Raw genomic sequence first — 4,648 nt, 5'->3', positions numbered from 1 at the left:
CCTGGCCGGCGAACTCCGGCAGCCGGCTGCGGGCCGCCGCGACGGTGGCGGCCCTGGCCGAGATCGGGCAGGTCGACATCGTCTTCGTCGACCGCGCCTGGACCCGGCAGAGCCCGGACGAACCCGCACCCCCCGGCATCTCCTCGGTGCGGGTCGAGGCAGGCCCGGCCGTGCCGCCGCGCGAGGTCGAGGAGGACTACCCCCTTGGCGCCCTGGACGTGTGCCGGAGGTTCGGCGCCCGGTTGCGCGAGACGGTCCGCCGGCACCGGTACGACCTGATCTGGTGCAACCGCATCCAGACCTGGGCGCCGTTGCGCGGCGACACGGCCGTCCCCACCGTCATCGACATCGACGACCTCAACGACCGGCTCAGCGCCCAGAACTTCGCCCACACCCACCACGCCGCGTTCGCCCGCGACGCGGTCCTGTGGGAGGCGCTGCAACGCGATGCGGTGCGTGAGGCGGACCAGGTCGTCACGTGCAGCGAACTGGACCGGCAGCGGCTCGGCGGTCCGGCGAATTGCAGTGTCGTGCCGAACGTCTACCTGTCCCCGGGAACGGTGGCGGAGGCGCTCCCCGAGGAACGGCGCGGTCCGCGCATCCTGTTGCAGGCCAGCTACGTCTGGCCGCCCAACATCGACGCCGCCCGACGACTGGTCCGCGAGATCCTTCCCCGGGTCCGCCGGCGGTCGCCGGAGGCGGAGGTCTGGTTGGTCGGGATGAACCTCGGGGCGATCGACGACCTGGCCGGAGACGGCGTGCGGATCTTCGGCCTGGTCCCGGATGTCCGGACCTACGTGCGTGCGGCGGATGTCGTGGCCGTCCCGCTGCGACAGGGCAGTGGCACCAGGATCAAGGTGTTGGAGGCCTTCGCCATCGGCGCACCCGTGGTCAGCACCGTCATCGGCGCCGAGGGGATCGACGCCCGGGACGGCGAGCACCTGCTGCTCGCGGACGAGCCCGAGGACTTCGCCGAAGCCGTGCTGCGGCTGCTGCGCGACCGCACGGCGGCGGAACAGCTGGCGGGCCGCGCGCGTGAACTGGTGCGGCGGAAGTACGGCCGGGAGACGTTGCTGAGCACGGTCGAGGCGACGGTGCGCGCGGCGCGGGATGCGTTCCGGCAGCGGACCGGGTAGACCACCGCGCCTCTCGCGGCGACGTCGTCGGACAGCTCGACCGTGTCGACCTGGTCTCGACCGCGACGTCCCAGTCGGACCTACCGCCCGCGCCGCCCGGCACGATCCGGCGACGCCGTGCCCCGGAGCCACCCGACGACCGTGCGGTTCATCAACGAACTTCAGGCGCAGGACACTGGACCCGAGGTCCATGACCGAAGTCCAATCGGGCGGCGACCTCGAGCAAGGCCTTCACGGCCGCCGCGGGCCCCAGCTCGCGGTGCTCGATCCGATCGGCGAGTGCCGCCACGTTGGCCGCGACAGCGGGGTCGGCGTGCACCTGTTCCACCGCTCGGCGAATCCGCTCGGCGTCGGCGGTGACCTCGATCGCGACGCCCGCGCCTTGGTCGGCGATTCCCCGCGCGTTCGTGACCTGCTCCTGGCTTCGGGGCACCAGGACCATCGGCACCCTCGCGGCGATCGACTCGAACACCGAGTTGATCCCGCCGTGAGTGATGAACACCGCGCTGCGTTCGAGCACCGACAGCTGGGGGACGTAGCGGTGCGCCACCACGTTGCCCGGTAGAGCGCCCAATGCGGCGGGGTCGGTGTGCGCGGTGGCCAGGACGACGTTCCACGACGAGTCGGCGAAGGCGCGGACGACCTTCCGGAAGAACTCCTCCCCACGGGTGAAGAAGGTTCCCGTGGAGACGTACAGCAGCCGTTCCCCTTGCCGCCAGGGCAGCTCCACCGGTTCGTGGTGGTCGTCGGTCTTGCGGAGCGGACCGACCATCCGGTAGCCCTCGCGGAACATCTGCGGTTCCGGTTGGAGCTCCGCGATGGAGTTGACCAAGCCGACCTCGGCCCGGGGTGGCACCGACCGGATCGCCGGGATGAGGCGGGGACCGAGGCGCAGTCGGCGTGCGACGCCGGCCGCGCGGTGCCCCATCCGCTTGCCCACCTCAAAAATGAACAGCTCTTCGTTGAACGCGTGGCTGGCGAACAGCACCGCGAAAGGGGTTCCGGTCCTGTCGGCGGCCTCGATCGCCCAGCGGGCGCCGATGTCGGCGACCAGGATGGTGCCGGGGTCACCCGCCAGCAGGCGGACCACCTGGTCGACCGAGCGCTTCATGCTCTGCCGGAGTCGGCGGATCTCGCCGACCTCCCTGGCGAACTGGCGCGCCGACTTGCGATCCGGGATGTGCCTGCGCACGGTGGCGTCGATGAGGGCCACGTCGACGCCCGCCGCGGTGAACGGCGCCGCGAACTCCGCGTTGACCGCCACCGTGACCGCGACGCCCGCCGCGCGAAGTCCTTGCGCCAGGGCGGACATCGGAGCCGCGTGCCCGTGGGCGGGCAGGGGCACCAGGACGAACCTCACCATGCTGACATCCTTCGCGTGGGGTGCGGAAAAGCCAATACCGGCAAGACAATTCAGCGTATCCGACGCGAGCGACCGGAAGCATGCACCAGATGACGCCCTTTCCGCGCGTTCGGCGGCGTCACATTAAGGCCAACGTTAAACACCAGCCCCCCGAGGCCACACCGTTGACGCGGTTTCCCCGTGGTCACTACCGTTCTGTTGTCGCGGCCGACGGAAACTCGCACGCACGGGGGGCGTAACGAATGCAGAGACCCCCGGGAGTCACCCGGCAGGACCGCACCGCCGTGCTTTCCTCCTCCCCCTGCGCGGACGGGCCTCCGGCGCACTGGACCGGAGCGCGGGTCCGCGTCCAGGTCCAGGTCCTCTGCGGCCGGACGCTCCGGATCCTGGTCAACGACCCGCAACTGGTCCTCTTCAGCCTCGCACAGCCGTTGATCATGCTCACCCTCTTCAGCCAGGTGTTCGCCAGCATCGCCAACATCGCGAGCTTCCCGCCCGGGGTCTCCTACGTCGACTACCTCATGCCCGCGATCCTCGTCACCACCGGCATCGGCTCGGCCATGCAGTCCGGGGTCAGCCTGGTGTCCGAGATGGACAACGGTCTGCTCAAGCGCCTGCGGGCGATGCCGGTGGCACCGCGGGCCGTGCTGGTGGCGCGCAGCCTGGCCGACGTGATCCGCACCGCGGTGCAGTTGGCCACGCTCGTCGTGGCCGCCACGCTGCTGTTCGGTTTCCGCCCCGTGGGCGGGGTGCTGGGCACGCTGGCCTCGGTCTTGCTCACCCTCTACGTGAACTGGGCGCTCACCTGGATCTTCCTGGCCCTCGCCGCGGTGCTGCGCAGCCCGGACGCCATGCAGATGGCCGGTTCCCTCGCCATGTTCCCGCTGATGTTCGCCTCCAGCGCCTACGTGCCGGTCGAGGCGTTGCCGGACTGGTTGCGCGCGGTCGCGGTGGTGAACCCGCTGACCTATGCCGTGGACGCCGCGCGCGCCCTGACGATGGACACGCCGGTCGGCGCGGAGTTGCTCGCCGCGTGCGTGACGAGCCTCGTGATCGCCGTGGTCGGGATGCACGTCGCGACCCGCGCGTTCCGGCGCCCGTGACGCGATGACCACTCCGCCGGACGACGGCCTCCGAGGCAGGAAGGGACCACGCCCATGAACCGGACCGTGATCGAGGCGCGGAAGATCAGCGTGTCCTTCGGCGCGGTCACCGCGCTCTCCGAGGTCGACATCAGCGTCGAGCGCGGCACCGTGCACGGTCTGCTCGGGCACAACGGGGCGGGCAAGACCACCCTGGTCAACGTGCTGTCCACGCTCGTCCTGCCCACGTCCGGCGAGGCGACGGTCGCCGGGTTCGACGTGCGCGACCAGGGGCACCTGGTGCGCGGCAGGATCGGGCTGACCGGGCAGTTCGCCTCGGTCGACGACAACCTGTGCGGCCGGGACAACCTCGTCCTGGTCGCGCGCCTGCTCGGCGCGAGCACCCGGCAGGCCAGGGCCCGCGCCGACGACCTGTTGGCCGTGTTCGGGCTCACCGACGCCGCCCGGCGGGCGGTGCGGACCTATTCCGGCGGTATGCGCCGCCGCATCGACCTGGCCGCGAGCCTGGTCGGCAGACCGGAGGTGCTGTTCCTCGACGAGCCGACCACCGGCCTCGACCCGCCGGGGCGCCTGGGGCTGTGGCAGATCATCGAGGAACTGGTCATCTCCGGCACGACCGCCCTGCTGACCACGCAGTACCTGACCGAGGCCGACCGACTCGCGCAGCGGATCTCGGTGCTGTCCCGGGGACGGGTGGCCGTCTCCGGCACGCCCGCGGCGCTCAAGGCGCGGGTCGGCGGTGCGTCGACGCACCTGCGCCCGGCCGTGCAGGCCGACACCGACCGCGCCGTCGCGCTGCTGGCGGAGGCCGGGTTCGCCCCGCTTCCCGGCGACGGGTCGATCGTCCTGCCCGCCACCACGCCGTCCGACCTCGCCACCGCCATCGTCGCGCTGGAGCGCGAGCAGATCGCGATCGCCGAGGTCACCATGGCGGAGCCGACGCTCGACGACGTCTACCTCGCCGTCACGGACTCGCCCCACGACTGACCCGGCGCGCGCCGCTCGGCGCGACGTGGCGATCAGGACGCGGCGCCCGCCGGTGAACC

Annotated in this window: 4 protein-coding genes; 3 read left to right on the top strand and 1 reads right to left on the bottom strand. The window is 71.6% G+C overall.

The features are described 5' to 3' along the window. Positions 1-1,136 (top strand): glycosyltransferase family 4 protein (locus tag ACFV4N_RS40135; RefSeq protein WP_499677927.1); only part of this gene is annotated, 1,136 nt, incomplete at its 5' end. Between the two features lie 151 nt (positions 1,137-1,287). Here the strand turns inward: ACFV4N_RS40135 and ACFV4N_RS40130 are convergent. After that, positions 1,288-2,499 (bottom strand): nucleotide disphospho-sugar-binding domain-containing protein, encoded by a 1,212-nt coding sequence (locus ACFV4N_RS40130; RefSeq protein ID WP_499677926.1) that lies wholly within the window; start codon positions 2,497-2,499, stop codon positions 1,288-1,290. Positions 2,500-2,783: 284 nt separating this feature from the next. Between ACFV4N_RS40130 and ACFV4N_RS40125 the strand changes: the two genes are divergently transcribed. Beyond that, a complete protein-coding gene (locus tag ACFV4N_RS40125; protein ID WP_499677925.1) occupies positions 2,784-3,602 on the top strand; it encodes an ABC transporter permease in 819 nt (272 codons plus the stop codon). Between the two features lie 54 nt (positions 3,603-3,656). Further along, positions 3,657-4,589, top strand: coding sequence for an ATP-binding cassette domain-containing protein (locus ACFV4N_RS40120; protein ID WP_499677924.1), 933 nt, complete (start codon positions 3,657-3,659; stop codon positions 4,587-4,589). Positions 4,590-4,648: the final 59 nt, after the last annotated feature.

Origin of the sequence: Actinosynnema sp. NPDC059797, assembly GCF_042732085.1 — a bacterium.
Taxonomy (GTDB): Bacteria; Actinomycetota; Actinomycetes; order Mycobacteriales; family Pseudonocardiaceae; genus Actinosynnema.
The sequence above is the reverse complement of the archived record's forward strand: the minus strand, read 5'-3'. Positions and strand labels throughout refer to the sequence as shown.